The following is an 18,047-nucleotide window of genomic DNA, read 5'->3' on the forward strand; positions in this document are numbered from 1 at the left end:
GAAGATTATATAGCGGACCAAATAAGTTTGAAAGAGTATATAGACCCATTTACTGGGAAAAAGAATAAAAAATAAAAAGAAGAAAGAGGCGCTTTAGCGTCAATTGAGAATGTAGTGCAGCTGTCGGACATTCAATATGCACAAGGTGCATTGCAGGCAACAGCCCCTTATAGGGGCAGAGCAAACCACCAGCTAAGCTGGTGGTTATGATTCTTTCCTAATATTAATTTGTTATTGTCAATGTAGGTTTTTATCGCTGACAAATCATTTTTCTCATACAAATCCAATAAATATTGTCTGTGGATTTTGGATTCTTCCTTACCATCCTTGTAAATTGGATAATCTTCATTTTCTTTCATGGACTGCATAGCTTTTTTCAAATCTTCATCAGAACCAATGCCGTATCTTTCAGAATACGAATTGTAAGTATTCATAGATTTATTTTTGCACATTGAGAATGAAAACATCATCACTGTACATAATAAAATCACAAGCAATTTGTTACGTTTCATAAAATCCTCCCAACTGTTTATTTATCTTAATTATAAAACGTTTTCTAAGAAAAAACAATTCATATAAACAAAAAAAGAGTGGACAATGTCCACCCTTAAAATTTATAATTCTTTTTCTATTTCGTATAATATTTCCAATAATTGTGGAAGGATTTCTTCAAGAACACCATCGTTCATTGGGTTTTTGATGTTACCAGCCTTCATTATTCCGAAGAATGATTCGCTTCCACCAACTTTACAGATTTCAAGGTAATCTTTGAATGCTTCTTCGCGATTTTTTCTTGATTTCAATAAGAATTGGAATGCGCAAACTTGAGCCAATGTGTAATCAATGTAGTAGAATGGATTGTTGAAGATGTGACCTTGTCTGTACCACCAAGTTCCTTTTTCCAAGAATTCATCATCATAATCCAAGTTTGGACGATACATTAATTCTATTTCGTGGTATTTTGCTTTTCTTTCTTCAGGTGTGCAATCAGGATTTTCATATACGAAATGTTGGAAATGGTCGATAGTTACACCGTAAGGAATGAAACTGATAGCTCCATCTAAATGAGAGAATTTGAATTTGTTAGTTTCTTCTTCGAAGAACAATTCCATCCATGGCCATGTCAAAAATTCCATACTCATTGAGTGGATTTCGCAAGCTTCAAATGTTGGCCAAATATATTCGAAAATTCTTCCGTCCATTGAAGTGTATGCTTGGAATGCGTGGCCTGCTTCGTGAGTCATTACTTCGACATCGTGAGTAGTTCCATTGAAGTTGGCAAAGATGAATGGAGATTCATAATCTTCAATTGTAGTACAATATCCGCCACCTTCTTTACCTTTTTTGCTTTCCAAATCGAATAATTCTCTTTCATACATAAAATCGAAGAATTTTTTAGTTTCTGGTGACAATTCAGAGTACATTTTCTTAGCGTTATCTACCAAGAAGTCTTTTCCTCCGTGAGGTTTTGCGTTACCATCAGTGAACATTACGTTGTTATCGTAAGCTTTCATATCTTCGATGCCAATTCTCTTAGATTGTTTCTTTCGTAATTCCAGATAAACTGGTGTTACGTATTTTTTGACAAATTCTCTGTATTTTGCAACGTCATTCTTGTCGTAATCAGTTCTCATCAATGATTTGTATTGGTATTCGATGTATGAATCAAATCCCAAAGCTTTCGCCATATCTGTTCTTACGTGAACCATTTCATCGTAGATATCGTCGATTTCTTTTTCGTGTTGTTTGAAAAATTCTGAGATTTTTCTTGTAGCTGCTTTTCTTTCGTCACGATCTTTTGATTGTGTGTAAGGAGCCATTTGTGACAATGTCAAAGTTTTATTGTCAAATTCGATTTGAGCAGATGCGATTAATTTGTTGTATTTTGTAGTTAATTGGTTTTCTTTTTGTTTGAATGGAACTGCTTTTTCGTTGAAAATCAATTGGCAGCTAATCAAATCAAACAAATGTTGACCAAAATGTTCAACCAAATCGTCTTTGAATTTGGAGTTGTCGATAGCTTCGTACATTTTAGTGTCAAGCACTGAATAATGTGGCATGTATTCATCCAAGAAATCTTGTTCTTCCTTGTAGAATTCGTCGTTTGTATCGATTGTGTGACGAATGTATGCAAGGTTGACATTAGTGCTTAGTGTTTTCTTGTATTTATCCATTTCTTCCATGATTTTGATTTGTTCATCGGAAGTTGTGGAATCGTTAAATCTTGTAATAAAATCTTCGACCTTTTTCTTATCTTCTTCAAAGTTAGGTCTAGTGTATTTGTATTCTGTAAATTTCATTTTTTCACCTCTAAAATTATTTTATCATATTTTTATACTATGTAAATGTTTTTATGGTTGATAAATATTTCTAAGAAAAAACCATAAAAAAATATAGGGAATGGTGTTAGTAAAATAAAAAAAGTGGGTATATAAAAAATGTAAGAGATTTGAACTGATGATTCCACCAGCTTAAAATTTTCTTACAAAGAAAAGGAGATGTTATTTAATGAATAATAGTTATGATGAAAGAGTCAAATTTGTTAATGGAAATTATCACTCTTTAGTTCATGCAAGAAAACCAAAAGATATAGATGATAAGAAAGCCTACATTATAGGTACTGGTATTGCTGCATTGGCTGCGGGTGGATTTTTAGTAAAAGATGCTCACATGAAAGGTGAAAATATTACTTTTATTGAACAATTAGAATTGCCTGGTGGAAGTTTGGATGGAGAATTTAAGGCTGAACACAGAGGATATGTTGCCAGAGGCGGCAGAGAAATGGGTCACCATTTTGAAACTTTGTGGGACTTGTACAGTGCGGTTCCATCATCTGAAAATCCAGAGGAATCAATACTAGATCATTTCTTCTACACTAACTTAGACGATCCAAATTTCAGTAAATGTCGTATAACTCATGAAAATGGTAAAAGATATGATGAAGAAAAATTCAACTTATCAGACAAAGCTTTGAAGGAAATTGCAGAGCTTACAATTACAAAAGATGAAAATTTGCAAAATAAGCAAATAGACGAAGTTTTCTCAGAGGAAACTTTGAATAGTGATTTCTGGATTTTGTGGAGATCAATGTTTGCATTCCAAAACTGGAATAGTGCTTTGGAAATGAAATTGTATTTGAACAGATTTATCCACCATGTTGGAGGACTTCCTACACTTTCAGCTCTTCAATTTACTCAATACGACCAATACGAATCTATCGTTAAACCGATAGTTAAATGGTTAGAAGAAAAAGGTGTTAAATTTGAATACGGAATCACTGTAAAAGATGTTGATTTTGATATAACTTCTGACAAGAAAGTTGCTACAAAATTGGTAATGGAATCAAGTAAAGGTGAAGACAAATCAATTGATTTAACTGAAAATGATTTGGTGTTTATAACTAATGGATCAATGACTGAATCATCAAGCTACGGTGACGATGAAACTCCTGCAACTTTGAGTGCTGATCTTGGCGGAAGCTGGGATTTGTGGAGAAACATTGCATTAAAATCAGATGAATTCGGCAAACCTGATAAATTCTGTAAAAATGTTGAAAGAACTAACTGGGAATCTTGTACAGTAACTGTTCATGGTGGTAAAGTTATCGACTATATCGAAAATATTACTAAGAGAAATCCTTACACAGGAAAAGTAGTTACAGGTGGTATCGTGACTGTTAAGGATTCAAATTGGTTGATGAGCTGGACAATTAACAGACAACCACAATATGTTGGTCAACCAAAAGAAGATATTTGCGTTTGGGTTTACGGATTATTTACTGACAAAGACGGAAATTATATCAAAAAACCTATGAGAGATTGTACAGGAAAAGAAATCACAAAAGAATGGTTGTATCATATCGGTGTTCCTGAAGCAGAAATCGATCAATTATCACAAGATTGTTCAGCAATTCCTGTAATGATGCCATATATTACAAGTCATTTTGAACCTCGTGAATTTGGCGACAGACCATACGTAGTTCCTAAAGGAGCTGTAAACTTTGCGTTCCTTGGACAATTTGCAGAAACATTAGACAAACCTGGCAGAGATACTGTATTCACTACAGAATATTCTGGAAGAACAGCGATGGAAGCTGTATATGCATTGTGTCATGTTGAAAAGGGAATTCCAGAAGTTTACGCTTCAAGATACGATTTGAGATATTTATTAAATGCAGTTAGTGCACTTAATGATTACGAAAAACCTGACCTACCAATTCCAAAATTGTTAGCTCATAGTATTGGAAAGAAAATAGAAGACACTGATATCGAATTAATGTTAAAAGAAAATAATTTGATCTAGATTTATTAGTATCCCTAGAAATCAACTTCTGGGGATATTTTTTTGTTTTAATTTGTAATAAAATATACAAAAGGGGATGAAAAAATGAACGCTGATTACAAAGACAGAATCAAAGGAGCATTGTATGCATTTGCGATAGGCGATAGCATGGGCGCTACGACGGAATTTATGACAGATGTGGAAATCTCTGAAAAATACGGCAGGATTACAGATATTGTCGGTGGGGGATGGCTTGGCTTGAAAGCAGGAGAATGTACAGACGACACCGATATGAGTATTTGTGTCATGAATTCTTTGATGGAAAATGACATTGATAATTTTGAAAAAAATACTATGAAAAATTTCGTGGATTGGTACAACACTCATCCAAGAGGTATTGGCAATCAATGTAGACGTGCAATCGAACACTATATTCAGTACGAAATATTCATCGAAGAAGACGATACAGCTCTTGGAAATGGAAGTTTGATGAGAGCACTTCCTTGTGCATTATTGGATAATGAAACTTCTGAAGATTTGAATATAAAACAAGGACGACTTACTCACAATAACGAAATGTGCGATAATATTTTACGAGAATACACACAAATTATCAGAGATAATATCAATGGAAAAAATCATGAGCTAAAAGATACCCAATTGTTGAAACCATCAGGATATATCGTGAACACTTTTAACAATGCGATTCATTGGGCGAAGGAAAATTCAATTGAAGATTGTATTATAAATGCTGTAAATCACGGGGGAGACTCCGACACGATAGCTGCAATTGCAGGGAGTATCAGCGGCTCAATTCATGGATATTCTACAATTCCTAAAAGATGGATAGCTATTTTAGATGAAAGGACAAGAAACGTGTTAGATGAATTTATAAAGTATTTGTGCGACGGAAATGTGAATGATGATCGAAATAAAATATAAATTAGTTGAATGTATTTATTTGAGACTGTGAAATAGTTTTTGTATGAGAAATCCTCCTGATAAGACAATAATCAGGAGGATTTTAATATGTCAAAAATACATAAAAAGTTATACTTAAAGCATAACTATAAATATACTATTTATTCAAAATACATATTTAGGAAAAGGATAAAAGTTTTATATTTTAATTATTAACGTAATATATATTTTTAAAATTATTAATATATCTTCTAATTATTAATATATCTTTATTATGTGTTTATGTATATAAAGTTAAAAAAATAAATATATTAGAGGTCTTATAAATGTTGACTAAATAAAAAAAAAGTAGTAAAATTTAAAACGTAATTTTTGAAAATGGGACTCAATATCGATATTTACAATTTATACCATGAATAAAATTAATATTTTTTAATCTAGGAGAATTTATGAAAAAAAAAGATATTATAAAGGCAACTCTTGTTGCAGCTTTATCAGTTTCATCAGTTTCATTTATGTGTAGTGATACAGTTTTTGCAAAAACTGAAGATACTAAAAATATTATTGATAATAAAAAATCTATAGAATATAAGCAGGATGAAAATAAGGTTACGAATGAAACGTTAAAAGTCAATAAAGAAATTTCGAACAATACAAACGATGAAAAGTTATCAGTAATTACCAAAGAAGATATTAAAGAGGATTCTGTAATTGATAATAAAAATATTTCTGATAACAAATATTCAAACAAAGAAGTATCAAATGGAAATGAATTGTATAAAGCAGATGAAATTCTAAACATTTCTAAAAAAGAAAAGGATAGAGTTGTATACATAGCTGAATTTAGGAATAAGGAGGATGGTCAGAAAGCAATTAAAGAACTATCTAATTTTAAAAATACTAAAGTTTTGTACACTTATAATACGATTTTCAATGGTTGTGCTATAGAAACTAATCGAGATAATTTGGACAAAATTAAACTTATTGAAGGCATTTCATCAGTCGAAAAATCACAAAAAATTCAACCGATGATGAACAATGCTCGAAAGGAAATAGGAGTTGATGAATCCATAGATTACCTAAAAGCAATCAATGCTCAATTTGGCAAAAACTTTGATGGTAGAGGAATGGTAATTGCAAATATTGATACTGGAACTGATTACAGACACAAAGCCATGAGAATTGACGAAGATGCGAAATCATCGATGAAATATAAGAAAGATGATTTACAAGGAACTGACAAGGACTTTTGGTTGAGCGATAAAATACCTCACGCTTTTAACTATTATAATGGTGGAAAAATCACTGTCGAAAAATATGACGATGGTTCAGATTATCATGATCCACACGGTATGCATATAGCAGGAATTCTTGCTGGAAATGATACTGATGAGGACATAGCTAATTATAATGGTATTGACGGGATTGCTCCAAACGCTCAAATATTTTCTTATAAGATGTACTCAGATTCAGGTGATGGATTTGCTGGTGATGAAACAATGTTTCATGCTATCGAAGATGCAATCAAACATAAGGTTGATGTAGTATCTGTATCATCAGGTTTTACAGGAACAGGACTTGTAGGAGAAAAATATTGGCAGGCTGTTAGAGCTTTGAGAAAAGCTGGCATTCCTATGGTTGTAGCAACTGGAAACTACGCAACAGCTGCATCAAGCTCATCATGGGACTTGGCAGCAAATAACCAACTAAGGATGACCGATACAGGAAATGTAACTAGAACTGCTGCCCATGAAGATGCCATAGCTGTAGCATCAGCTAAAAACCAAATAGTAGAGTTTGATAAGGTAAATATTGGTGGCGAAAGCTTCAAGTATAGAAATATCGGTACCTTCTTCGATAAGGATAAGATTATCACAAATGAAGACGGAAGCAAGCTATCTGACAAAGTCAAATTTGTTTATATAGGCAAGGGTCAAGATGAAGATCTAGTTGGTCTTAATCTTAAAGGCAAAATTGCCGTTATGGATAGAATCTATACCAAGGATTTAAAATATGCCTTCAAAAGAGCTGCCGATAAGGGTGCTCGTGCAATCATGGTTGTAAATACTGTTAACTACTACAACAGGGATAACTGGACAGAGCTTCCAGCCATGGGCTACGAAGAAGATGAAGGAACAACTTGCCAAGTATTCTCAGTATCTGGTGATGATGGTCTAAAGATTTGGAATATGATTAATCCAACAAATAAAACAGAGGTTAAAAGAAATAAAAAGGAAGACTTCAAAGATAAGCTTGACCAATACTATCCAATTGATATGGAAAGCTTCAACAAAAACCGTCCAAAGCTTGGTGATGAGAAAGAGCTAGCCTTTAACTTTGCTCCTGATACAGATAAGGAACTTTACAAGGAAGGAGTAATAGTTCCAGCAGCTTCTACATCTTGGGGTCCAAGGGTTGACCTCCTCTTAAAGCCAGATGTATCAGCACCAGGAAAGAACATCAAATCAACTCTAAATGTAATTGATGGCAAATCAACCTATGGTTATATGTCAGGAACAAGTATGGCAACACCAGTAGTTGCAGCATCAACAGTATTGATTAGACCAAAACTAAAAGAGATGCTCGCAAAACCTGTCTTAAAAAACCTAACAGGTGACGATAAAATCGACTTAACTACTCTTACAAAGATTGCCTTACAAAACACAGCAAGACCTATGATGGATCCAACAGGTTGGAAGGAGAAATCACTATATTATGCTTCACCAAGACAACAAGGCGCTGGTCTTATTAACGTAGCTAATGCACTAAGAAATGACGTTATAGCTAGCTTTAAGAATTTAGACTCTGAAGGTTTGGTAAATTCATATGGATCTATTTCACTTAAAGAAATTAAGGGCGATAAAAAATATTTCACAATTAAATTAATTAATACATCAGATAGACCTCTAACATTTAAAGCTTCATCATCTGCAATCACAACAGATTCCTTAACCAATAGACTAAAACTTGATGAAACTTACAAGGATGAAAAATCTCAAGATGGAAAACAAATTGTTCCAGAAATCCATCCTGAAGTAATTAATGGAGCAAAGATAACATTCGAATACGATACATTTACCATAAAACCAAATTCAAGTTTTGACTTAAATGCTGTAATAGATGTCGGAGATGCTAAAGATAAAAATAAATTTGTAGAATCCTTCATTAGATTTGAATCTAAAGAAGAAGTTGAGGCAATGTGCGGTAAGGGAAACAAGACAGTTTTTCAACCATCTCTATCAATGCCACTTATGGGCTTTGCTGGAAATTGGAACAAGGAGCCAATCCTTGACAAGTGGGCTTGGGAAGAAGGTTCAAAATCAAAGACAATGGAAGGTTATGATGATGATGGTAAACCAAAAATACCTGGAACCTTGAATAAGGGTATAGGTGGAGAACACGACATCGATAAATTCAATCCAGCTGCCGTTATCCAAAACAGAAAAGATGGAAATACAAAATCACTTGATCAAGACCCTGACTTATTTGCATTAAATAACAACCAAGGATTAACTGATGCATCTAATAGCGGCTCAAAAGTAGCAAGAGTTTACCCACTCGATTCTAAAGGACAAAATCAAGAAGTACAAATAGAAAGAGGGCTAACCCCTTCACCACTTGTTCTAAGAAGTGCAAAAGAAGGACAAATATCAATCGTAAATACCGATAAAGAAGGAGAAGGTCAAAAAGATCTTAAAGTAATAACTAAAGAGCATTTTATTAGAGGTATCTTAAACTCTAAGAGAAATGACGCTAAGGGTATAAAATCTTCTAAGCTAAAAGTTATGGGAGATTTAAAATGGGATGGATTAATCTACAACCCAAGAGGAAGAGAAGAAGGCGCTAATGATGATAATAATAACCAAGACTTGGAAACAAAACTTAGGGGTCAATTTGAACCAATAGCTGAGGGTCAATACTTCTACAAGTTCAAATATAGATTAACCAAGGATTATCCATGGCAAGTTTCTTATATACCAGTAAAAATTGACAATACAGCTCCAACAATTGTTGATGTTGATTTCTCTAATCCAGACAAAATCAAATTAATAGCAAAAGATACCTACCACAAGGTAAAAGATAAGTATAAAAACGAAACCTTGTTTGTAAGAGATCAAAAAAACCATCCAGATAAATTTGAAGAAGTAGCCAACGAAGTATGGTATGCAGGTGCAGCTATAGTTGACGAGAATGGTGATGTTGAAAGAAACCTTGATGTTAAATATGCAGGAGAAGGCGAAGGAAGACACAGAAAGCTTGATGAAAAAGGAAATACTATCTACGAAATTAAAGGAGCTGGAGATTTAAGAGGAAAAATCATAGAAGTAATCGCCCTAGATGGTGCAAGCAACTTCACAAAAATCCATAGGATTAAATTTGATAATAAAGCTGACGCAAAAGGAATGATTTCTTATTACCTAGTAGATCCTGAGACAGATGCTTCTTCTTACAAAAAACTAGGTGAAATTTCTGAAGAAAAACTTAAAAATGCTCAAAGTCCAGAAGCTTCAAATAAGGCAGAAGAAAAGAAAGATACTGTTGAGGAAAATCCTATAGAGGGACCTTCAAATCTAGAGTTAAACAAAGAAATCTCTACTGTTAGAGGCTTTGAAGATAAAGACCTAAAGAAACTAGTTAAAAAGAAATATAAGCAAGAAGACGACTATGTAAATGGTGGAAAAAGAACAGTAGAACTTGATTATCAATATGATGAAAATGGAAATATAAAAGCCTATGAAGATGGAAGTGCTCTAGAATATGAAACTGAGAAACTTGATGATGTTAAATCAAAGCTTGGTGGAGTATTAAGCCCATCTAAGGATGGTCATTTTGAAATTCTTGGAAGAGTAAGTAATGTATCAAAAGATGCTAAGGCTTACTATGGTAATGACTTTAAATTAATAGAAATTAAGGCAAGTAAATACGACCCACAAACAAAAACTCTAACCTTTGACTTATTTGCAAACACAAATGATGTAGTCGATGGTCTATCCTTTACAGGAGATATGAACATTATCGTAAAAGATAAGGATCAAACAAAAGCTAAAACTATAATAAGGATGCCAGAAAAGAAGGATGAAGCAGAGGAAGCTTCACCATATGCTTCAAGCTACGGAAATATTATCGAACTAGGTGAAGGTGAGCTTACAAAACAAAAACCACAAGATCCAAGCAAGATGGATACAAACAAGATGTTCTTCGATCAAGAAAAGGGTCAATATATATTAAATGATAATATGATTGTAAGAAAGGGATATGCCCTAAGAGTTACTACATTTAACCCAGGAAAAACTGACATGCTTGATAGCAATGGTCTTTATAGCAAGGCAGATATAGAAAAAATCCAAAAGACTGCCCCTAACATCAAGGTCCTATCACAAAAAACAATCTACTGTGATAGTAGAAATGTTCAAGATGGAAGAAGCGCTCAATCGGTTCTTATGTCAGCATTGGATGGCTTTAATATAGTTAGATACCAAGTATTCAAATTCAAAACTAATGATAAGGGAGAGGCTATAGATAAGGATGGAAAGCTTGTAGATGATCCTTCTAAACTAGTTCTTCTTGGCAAAGATGGCAAGGAATATATCGGAGATGATAAATCAAACGTTGAAGCCATTAAAGAAGACGGTGCAATGCTATTTATCGATACAAAGCCTGTGAATCTATCAATGGATAAAAATTACTTTAATCCTTCTAAATCTAATAAGATTTACGTAAGAAATCCAGAATTTTATCTAAAAGGAAAAATTTCTGATAAAGGTGGATTTAACTGGGAAATGAGAGTTAATGAGTCAGTTGTAGATAATTATTTAATATATGGTGATTTACACATTGACAATACAAGAGACTTTAATATAAAACTTGATGTAAAAGATGGGGATATCATGGATTGGGGAATGAAAGATTATAAGGCAAATGGATTCCCAGATGAAGTTAAAGATATGGACGGAAATGTATTCTTAAAAACAGGTTATTCTTCAATGAACGCAAAGGCGGTAGGAGTTCACTATCAATTCTTATATGATAATGTAAAACCTACAGTTGAGATGAGCGAAGATGGTAAAATATCTATTGAATATGCAAAAAATAAATTTATTAAATTTAACATATTTGATAAAAGAGATAATAACAAAGATGGAGAAATACAAGAACAACACATCTATGTAAATGGAAAAGAATACAAATCACTAGATGATATTAAAGATATCAAAGATAATGAATTAAAAATCAAATTTGTAGTAAAAGACTTCGCAAGAAATACTACAGTAAAAGAATTTAGCTTAAACAAAAATACTGGAACGGTAGCGCCTATCAAGCCAGAAAAAGTCAAGCTTACTATAGATAATAAGGAAAATGAACTAGTAAAAGGTGAAGATTTCGTTCTTCCAGCTTATAAGGGAGAAGTAGCAGAAGGATATCAATTTGATGGCTGGGAAATTTCAGGAGTAAAGGACAAAAAAGAATCAGGTTATGTTTTGTTCGTAACAGAAGCAACAACAATAAATCCAACTTTTAAGAAAATTAAGGTAAAAGAACAAGAAGAAAACAAACCTACATTCGATATTAATAAGAAAAAGGAAACGCCTCAAGAAAATCCTTGCCAACCAAAAGAAACAGAAGATTCAACAGACGTATCAAGTGACGATAATTTAAACCAATCGGATTTAGCTAATGATACTGAAGTTAAAATTTCTGATGATAAAAAAAATAGCTCTGAAAGCAAAAAAAATGTTAATGTTGAAAAGTCTGAAACAAAGGAAACGCCTCAAGAAAATCCTTGCCAACCAAAAGAAACAGAAGATTCAACAGACGTATCAAGTGACGATAATTTAAACCAATCGGATTTAGCTAATGATACTGAAGTTAAAATTTCTGATGATAAAAAAAATAGCTCTGAAAGCAAAAAAAATGTTAATGTTGAAAAGTCTGAAACAAAGGAAACGCCTCAAGAAAATCCTTGCCAACCAAAAGAAACAGAAGATTCAACAGACGTATCAAGTGATGATAATTTAAACCATTCGGATTTAGCTAATGATACTGAAGTTAAAATTTCTGATGATAAAAAAAATAGCTCTGAAAGCCAAAAAAATGTTAATGTTGATAAGTCTGAAATAAATGAAAAAGAAGAAATAAAGACTAGTAAATCTTCAAACAAAAAGAACGACAAAGCTTATAAATTAGGTGAAAAAGACTCCGTTACAACAGTTGAAGTCAACAAGACTACTGACAAAACAAATTCACCTAATAAAATTGATAAAAGCAGAAATATTAAAGGTAATGCGATTAGAAAAAATCAGCATATATTACCAAAAGCTGGGAATATTAGCGAAATCTTAATGATGTCGGCAGCAGGATTTATGTCAGTAGCAGGTGCATTCTTTGGATTTAAGAAAAAAGACAAAAACGAAGAGAAATAATAGTATAGCAATACAAAAGTTTTAGTTTTTAATATTAGAAAGAGTGTAGGATAATTTGCGTATCAGCTCTTAGTAGAGATTGTGAAATAGTTTGTGTATGGAATCCTCCTGATATAATAGAAATCAGGAGGATTTTAAAATGCCAAGAAAAAGACCAGAAACAGTACAAGATCTCCAAGAAGCTTTGAAAGATCTTCTAGGAGACACAATGGAGCAATGTAAAAAAAGAGTTAGATGAACATCTAGATTATGAATATGGTAAAAAACCACTGTCATTAAACACAAGAAATGGATTAAGTAAAAAAAACAGTTAAATCATCATACGGAAACATAGACCTAAACATCCCATGAGACAGAGAAGGATCATTTGAGCCACAAGCATTGAAAAATTATCAAAAAGACATATCAAACATAGAAAACCAAATAATATCTATGTATGCAAAAGGAATACCCTCGCCTAATAATATCATAAACTCATTTCATTCGTTGGATATTATTGGCTGGGGCAGACCCTGACAACAAGAGACATATCAACACACATAAAAGAAATCTATGGAATTGGAATATCAGAATCCATGGTAAGCAAAATAACAAATAAAATACTACCAACTATTGAAGAATGGCAAAATAGACCCTTAGAAAAAGTATATCCATTTGTATTTTTAGATGCAATGCACTATCATGTAAGAGAAAATAACATAGTAGTAAAAAAAGCAGTATATATAGCGCTAGGATACAATAGAGAAGGATACAAAGAAATTCTTGGAATGTGGGTTGGAGAAAATGAATCAAGTAAATACTGGCTATTGGTATTAAATCAATTAAAAGAACGAGGATTAGAAGATATATTAATAGTTTCAACAGATAATTTATCAGGATTTAGCCAAGCAATAGAAAGTGTATATCCAAAAACAGAAATTCAAAAATGCATAATCCATCAAATAAGAAATTCAACAAAATTCGTATCATATAGAGATATAAAAGAGCTAATGAAAGACTTTAAAACAGTATACAAAGCATCAATAGAAAAACTAATACTAAGTAATCTAGATATACTCGAAGAAAAATGTGGCAAAAAATACCCAATGTGCGTACATTCATGGAGAAACAATTGGGCTGAATTAGCAACGTATTTCAAATATCCAGAAGGAATAAGAAAACTAATATATACAACAAATAGCATAGAAAATTTTAATAGACAACTTAGAAAAGTAACAAAAAACAAAACAATATTTCCAAGCGACTACGCCCTACAAAAAAGCTTGTATCTAGCAATGGTAGATGCTTCAAGTAAATGGACGAGTAGAATAAGAGGATGGGATCAAATATTGTCACAACTATCAATATTTTTTGAAGGCAGAATCTAAATTTTGCCATAAAAATAATAAAAAATTTGAATCTTTCAATCAAGACTAAAGGCATAGCCCTGGGCTGACGACCAGCTCTTGACAGAAATCTTCAAATTTTTAAGAAATAAAATTAGGCAAAAATGGAGATTTTTATAAAAATCTTGACCTTTTAGTTTAATTGTGCCAAAATTAGGTTACAAATATCTGAACTTTCAGATTTTAGTAATAAAAGTATATTTTTTTTAAAATCAAAAAAATATCAGCTCACAACCTATCAGGAGGATCTGATATACAAAACTTTTCACATACCCTACCCGTGTCAGTTGTTCTTTGTGTGTATGGTTTTTCTACTTTAAAGTTTATTTTTATTTTGTTGTCTGCTATTTTCCTACTTGTCCTTTGTAGGATAAGTATTTTCTTGATTATCTTGAAAAATTTTTTACTTGAAGTTTTAGATTTTGAACTAATCTTTGTACTTTCTTTTTGTTTATTTTTAGTCCTAATCTTTTTAACATCGCAGTTATTATTCTGTATCCATAGTTTGGATTTTTTTTTCTAATTTTGGGTATTTTGTTTTCTATTTCCATATCTTTATTTGGTCTATTTAAGCGTTTTTGCCAATACATATATGTTGATTTTGGAAGATTAAAGTATTTTAACAAGTCTTTTAATTTGTATTTATTTCTTAAAATCTAGATTGTTTCAGTAATTGTCTTATTTCTGCATCTGTCATTTGAGACAATTCTATCTTTTTTTTAATGCATCATTTTCTAATTGAAGCCAATAGTTTTTTTCTTCTAATTTCTTCATTTTTTATTTTAATTGTGACTGTGTTAATGAATTATTTTCTAAATTAGTTAAGTTTTATGATGAATCTTTTTTGATATCTTTTGATATCTTTGTTGGCTTTAGCATTTTTGGAGGTTTTCCTCTCTTTTTGAGTTTTAGTCCTTCTATGCCTTTTTCTCTAAAGTCATTTACCCATCTTATTATTAAACCTTTATCAGGTATACAATATTTTTCTGGTAAATATTTATATGATATGATAAATTTTAAATATTCTTTTGCTACTTTTACTTTAAATTCTGTTCTATATTTTGCCATTAAAAAACTGACCTCCTTAAGTTAGTTTTTAGGTCCAACTTTTGAGGTCAGTTCATTTTTTTACATAAATTATTTTGCTATTAAATTTATTCTGTTATATCTTCTCCGTTGTAAGCGTGAGTATATATCATTTTAACTATTTCTGGATTTGATTCACGTGGGTTTGTCAAAGTACATGGATCTTCATAAGCGTTCTTGCTCATTTCATCTAATACTTCGTCAAATTTTTCTTTGTTAAATCCGAATTTTTCTTCAACTTCTTTCAATGTTGGTGGAATGCCAACTTTTTTAGCTAATTCTCTAACAGCGATTGGATAATCTTCAACGTTTAATTCTTTTTCAATCCAATCAACTTTGTTAGTAGCTTTTCTGTTAAATTGTGTGATGTATGGAAGTAGAATTGCGTTAGCAAGTCCGTGAGTAATTCCAAATTCTCCACCAATTTTGTGTGCTAATGAGTGAACTAAACCAAGTGAAGCTGATGTGAATGCGATACCTGCCATTGTTGATGCATTATGCATTTTTTCACGAGCTTCCATGTCATCTGGATTTTCACAAGCTTTTGGCAAATATTCAAATACCAATTTCAATGCGTGAATTGCAAGTGCATCAGTATAATCGTTAGCGATATTAGAAACTAATGCTTCAGTTGCGTGTGCAACTACGTCCATTCCAGTGTTTGCTGTAACAGATTTTGGCATTTTAGATGGTAAAACTGGATCTACTATAGCGATGTCTGGAACGATATGATCAGATACTAATGGGTATTTGATGTGTTTTTCTGTGTCAGTGATTACTGAGAATGCTGTGATTTCACTTGCTGTACCTGAAGTTGATGGAATGCCGACAAATTTTGATTTCTTACGAAGTTCTGGAAGAGATCCTGGTTCGATGATATCTTCGAATTTTAATTCAGGATGTTCATAAAAAGCCCACATACATTTTGCAGCGTCCATTGCAGAACCGCCACCTAATGCTACAATCCAATCTGGTTGGAATTCTTGCATTTTCTTAGCGCCTGCTTCAACAGTTGTAACTGATGGATTTTCTTCAACGCCGTCAAAAACACATACTTCCATGTTTGCTTTCTTCAATTCTTCACAAGCTCTGTCTACGAAACCGTTTTTCTTCATAGAGTTTCCGCCTGTAACTATGATTGCTTTCTTACCTTTTAATTCACTTAATTTTGAAAAAGCTCCTTCTCCAAAGTGAATAAAACCTGGAATATGAAGTACTCCATTTGCCATAATAAATCACTCCTTTTGTAATTTGTACAAAAACTTATACGTTTCTGCTATAATAATATTATATCAATATTGGAATCGTTTAGTCAAACAAAATACAAAATATTTAACGAATAAAACGTATTATATTAAAGTATTTTAGCGTGACAAATAACAACGATATTTTAAAACGTAGTTTGAGAATTTGAAAAGCGTTTCTTAAAATTTGGACAAATAAAAAAGGGAGAATAAAATGTCAGAAGAAAACAAAACAAAAAACGTGAAGAAAAAAATATGGATTATTTTGGTAGTTGTACTGATATTTTTGGCGTCGTGCAGTGCATTGGTGTTCAAATCAGCAGGATTTCAAAGATTTAAGAAAAATGTAAAAAGTGAGTACAGCGGTGGAATCAAAAGAGAAATCATAATTTACAACGCAGAAGGAAAAGAAATTTTCAAAAAAGCAGGAAAATTTGATTTTACATACGATGACAAATGCATAGAATACATCGATACGCAAACCAATTTAAAACACAACGTGTTTGCGGGGGATAATTCGACGGTAATAATTAATGAATTGAAATAATAAAATTTTGGTATTAAATTTTAGAAATAGAGAGTTTAGCGACTCTCTTTTTTTATATTCAAAATCAGACTTGAATATACAAGAAACTGTATAAAATCAGTGCAGAAAAATTCTTACCGAAAGTTTTACCGAAAAATTTTGAAAAAACTTGAGATATTTAGATGAAAATACCGACATTAAGAAAATAAAAAAGCCCATTTATCAACGTTTTGAGTTGTAATGAGCTAATTTTAAAATATATGGTGGAGATGAGGAGATTCGAACTCCTGTCCAAAAATATATCCCTAAGAACTTCTCCGAGTGCAGTCAATTAAGTTTTATTCGTCGACCAAAATTTAATTGACAAAACTATGATCGATATATCCTCTTAAATAATCTCATATACCAGAGGAAAATATACGAGATGTTCCTGCTCATTAGTTGAGATTCAAAAAGAAAACGCAGGACGATTTTCTAGTTTTTGAATCGGCCGCCGTTATTAGGCAGCTAATGCGAAGTTATTATCTTCAGCGTTTATATTTAGTTGTCCTTTTTTTACGTTTGTAGACGAAAACGACTCGCTATTCAAACTTCAATATCCCTGTCGAAACCAAGACATCCCCATATTTTTGTAACTATATTTTACCATAAAATGTGTAATTCTTCAAATAATTGATAAATACATGAACATATTATAAAATGTAATTAATAAAATATTTGGAGGTTTTTATGAAAATAGCAATAGCAGCCGATCACGGTGGATTTGAATTAAAAGATTCAATGGTTGAATATATAAAAAGTTTGAGAAATGAAGTAGTGGATTTGGGAACAAATTCTGCTGATTCTGTTGATTATCCAGATTATGCGAAAAAAGTTTGCGAAGAAATCCAAAAAGAAAATTCTGATTTGGGAATTTTAATTTGTGGAACAGGAATTGGCATGAGCTTGGCAGCAAACAAATTTGAAGGAATAAGAGCAGCATGTGTGTCTGATGTTTACAGCGCGAAAATGAGCAGAAACCACAACAACGCAAATGTGCTTTGCATAGGAGCACGTGTAATTGGAGATGAAGTTGCCAAACTAATCATCAAAACTTTCTTGGAAAATGAATTCGAAGCTGGTCGTCATCAAAGAAGAGTTGACAAGATAATGGCTTTCGAAAAAGAAAACAAGGGATTATAAA

At 32.3% G+C, this 18,047-nt stretch carries 10 protein-coding genes, 1 other RNA gene and 2 pseudogenes; 7 read left to right on the forward strand and 6 right to left on the reverse strand.

Annotation, left to right across the window (positions count from 1 at the left end):
* Positions 1-75 (forward strand): annotated as a pseudogene (locus B9N53_RS09540) (IS200/IS605 family transposase); the annotation flags it as partial.
* Positions 76-167: 92 nt separating this feature from the next.
* Here B9N53_RS09540 and B9N53_RS00775 read toward each other — a convergent pair.
* Positions 168-512 carry a hypothetical protein gene (locus tag B9N53_RS00775; RefSeq protein WP_094203281.1) on the reverse strand — a complete coding sequence of 115 codons (345 nt, stop codon included), beginning with the start codon at positions 510-512 and terminating at the stop codon, positions 168-170.
* Positions 513-614: 102 nt separating this feature from the next.
* A complete protein-coding gene (locus tag B9N53_RS00780) occupies positions 615-2,300 on the reverse strand; it encodes a M3 family oligoendopeptidase (protein WP_094203282.1) in 1,686 nt (561 codons plus the stop codon).
* Between the two features lie 208 nt (positions 2,301-2,508).
* Here B9N53_RS00780 and B9N53_RS00785 point away from each other — a divergent pair, with 208 nt between their 5' ends.
* From B9N53_RS00785 to B9N53_RS00800, 4 genes and pseudogenes are all read left to right on the forward strand, one after another.
* Positions 2,509-4,302 carry an oleate hydratase gene (locus B9N53_RS00785; RefSeq protein ID WP_094203283.1) on the forward strand — a complete coding sequence of 598 codons (1,794 nt, stop codon included), beginning with the start codon at positions 2,509-2,511 and terminating at the stop codon, positions 4,300-4,302.
* Positions 4,303-4,386: 84 nt separating this feature from the next.
* On the forward strand, positions 4,387-5,223 hold the full coding sequence (locus tag B9N53_RS00790; protein WP_094203284.1) for an ADP-ribosylglycohydrolase family protein: 837 nt from the start codon (positions 4,387-4,389) through the stop codon (positions 5,221-5,223).
* A gap of 428 nt (positions 5,224-5,651) precedes the next feature.
* Positions 5,652-12,623, forward strand: a complete 6,972-nt coding sequence (locus B9N53_RS00795) for a S8 family serine peptidase (RefSeq protein ID WP_158520785.1) — start codon at positions 5,652-5,654, stop codon at positions 12,621-12,623.
* Positions 12,624-12,762: 139 nt separating this feature from the next.
* Positions 12,763-13,990: pseudogene (locus B9N53_RS00800) on the forward strand (IS256 family transposase).
* A gap of 404 nt (positions 13,991-14,394) precedes the next feature.
* Here B9N53_RS00800 and B9N53_RS00805 read toward each other — a convergent pair.
* The 3 genes from B9N53_RS00805 to B9N53_RS00815 form a co-directional block, all read right to left on the reverse strand.
* The gene (locus B9N53_RS00805; RefSeq protein ID WP_094203375.1) at positions 14,395-14,598 is read right to left on the reverse strand and encodes an IS3 family transposase; all 204 of its coding nucleotides are present in this window, start codon (positions 14,596-14,598) and stop codon (positions 14,395-14,397) included.
* 238 nt (positions 14,599-14,836) lie between these two features.
* Positions 14,837-15,076 (reverse strand): helix-turn-helix domain-containing protein, encoded by a 240-nt coding sequence (locus tag B9N53_RS00810; protein WP_094203285.1) that lies wholly within the window; start codon positions 15,074-15,076, stop codon positions 14,837-14,839.
* 86 nt (positions 15,077-15,162) lie between these two features.
* The gene (locus tag B9N53_RS00815) at positions 15,163-16,323 is read right to left on the reverse strand and encodes an iron-containing alcohol dehydrogenase (RefSeq protein WP_094203286.1); all 1,161 of its coding nucleotides are present in this window, start codon (positions 16,321-16,323) and stop codon (positions 15,163-15,165) included.
* A gap of 229 nt (positions 16,324-16,552) precedes the next feature.
* Here B9N53_RS00815 and B9N53_RS00820 point away from each other — a divergent pair, with 229 nt between their 5' ends.
* Positions 16,553-16,885: a hypothetical protein gene (locus B9N53_RS00820; protein ID WP_094203287.1), complete on the forward strand. Its 333-nt coding sequence runs from the start codon at positions 16,553-16,555 to the stop codon at positions 16,883-16,885.
* A 240-nt stretch (positions 16,886-17,125) separates the two neighbouring features.
* Here B9N53_RS00820 and ssrA read toward each other — a convergent pair.
* Positions 17,126-17,487: a transfer-messenger RNA gene (ssrA, locus tag B9N53_RS00825) on the reverse strand.
* Between the two features lie 106 nt (positions 17,488-17,593).
* Here ssrA and rpiB point away from each other — a divergent pair.
* The gene (gene rpiB / locus B9N53_RS00830; protein WP_094203288.1) at positions 17,594-18,046 is read left to right on the forward strand and encodes a ribose 5-phosphate isomerase B; all 453 of its coding nucleotides are present in this window, start codon (positions 17,594-17,596) and stop codon (positions 18,044-18,046) included.
* Position 18,047 lies beyond the last annotated feature (1 nt).

Source organism: Finegoldia magna, from assembly GCF_002243175.1.
Classification (GTDB): domain Bacteria; phylum Bacillota; class Clostridia; order Tissierellales; family Peptoniphilaceae; genus Finegoldia; species Finegoldia magna_J.

Excerpts from the sequence above, each read along its gene's own strand:
- B9N53_RS00775 (WP_094203281.1), bottom strand. The coding sequence starts at position 512 with ATGAAACGTAACAAATTGCTTGTGATTTTATTATGTACAGTGATGATG.
- B9N53_RS00780 (WP_094203282.1), bottom strand. The coding sequence starts at position 2,300 with ATGAAATTTACAGAATACAAATACACTAGACCTAACTTTGAAGAAGAT.
- B9N53_RS00785 (WP_094203283.1), top strand. The coding sequence starts at position 2,509 with ATGAATAATAGTTATGATGAAAGAGTCAAATTTGTTAATGGAAATTAT.
- B9N53_RS00790 (WP_094203284.1), top strand. The coding sequence starts at position 4,387 with ATGAACGCTGATTACAAAGACAGAATCAAAGGAGCATTGTATGCATTT.
- B9N53_RS00795 (WP_158520785.1), top strand. The coding sequence starts at position 5,652 with ATGAAAAAAAAAGATATTATAAAGGCAACTCTTGTTGCAGCTTTATCA.
- B9N53_RS00805 (WP_094203375.1), bottom strand. The coding sequence starts at position 14,598 with ATGTATTGGCAAAAACGCTTAAATAGACCAAATAAAGATATGGAAATA.
- B9N53_RS00810 (WP_094203285.1), bottom strand. The coding sequence starts at position 15,076 with ATGGCAAAATATAGAACAGAATTTAAAGTAAAAGTAGCAAAAGAATAT.
- B9N53_RS00815 (WP_094203286.1), bottom strand. The coding sequence starts at position 16,323 with ATGGCAAATGGAGTACTTCATATTCCAGGTTTTATTCACTTTGGAGAA.
- B9N53_RS00820 (WP_094203287.1), top strand. The coding sequence starts at position 16,553 with ATGTCAGAAGAAAACAAAACAAAAAACGTGAAGAAAAAAATATGGATT.
- rpiB (WP_094203288.1), top strand. The coding sequence starts at position 17,594 with ATGAAAATAGCAATAGCAGCCGATCACGGTGGATTTGAATTAAAAGAT.